Here is a 541-nt window from a genome sequence, read left to right on the forward strand (position 1 = left end):
CCATCCCGGCCAGGTCCTCGACGCCGAGCGACCCCGCGGCGGTGAGCACACCGGCCGGGGAGCCTGCCGCGGCACGGATCCGGCCGAGGGCCGCCCCCGCGACGTACTCGGTGATCAGCAGCCCCGAGGCACCCGGCTCGGTCCCGGCGAGGAAGCGCGGCAGCTCGTCGACCTCCCCGGACAGCAGGTGCGCGAGGCGGGAACGGACGGCCTCCGCGGACCGGGTCAGCGCGAGCAGCGCCCCGTCGACCGCGAGCGTCAGGTAGGTGGCGTGGAAGCCGCCCTGGTGGCTCGCGGTCCCGTCGATGAACAGCGGGTTCTCCGAGGGGGCGCCGGTCATCGCCTCCACGACCTGCCGCAGCCGCACCAGCTCGTCCAGCAGCGGGCCGTGCGACTGCGGCCAGGTGCGCAGGCCGAAGAAGTCCTGGATCTGCTGGGGCTCGTCGAGGTCGGAGCCGACGAGTCCGCGCACCGTCTCGGCGGTGCGCGCGGCACCCGGGAACGGGGTCGCCCGCGCGACCGCGGGCCCGATCGCCTCGGG

General features: G+C 76.3%; 1 protein-coding gene. It reads right to left on the bottom strand.

Annotation, left to right across the window (positions count from 1 at the left end):
- A partial coding sequence (locus tag FRW57_RS22740; RefSeq protein ID WP_162529499.1) for an aromatic amino acid lyase occupies positions 1 to 541 on the bottom strand: 541 nt, incomplete at both ends.

It is taken from the genome of Segeticoccus rhizosphaerae, from assembly GCF_009192725.1.
In the GTDB taxonomy this organism is placed as follows: domain Bacteria; phylum Actinomycetota; class Actinomycetes; order Actinomycetales; family Dermatophilaceae; genus Segeticoccus; species Segeticoccus rhizosphaerae.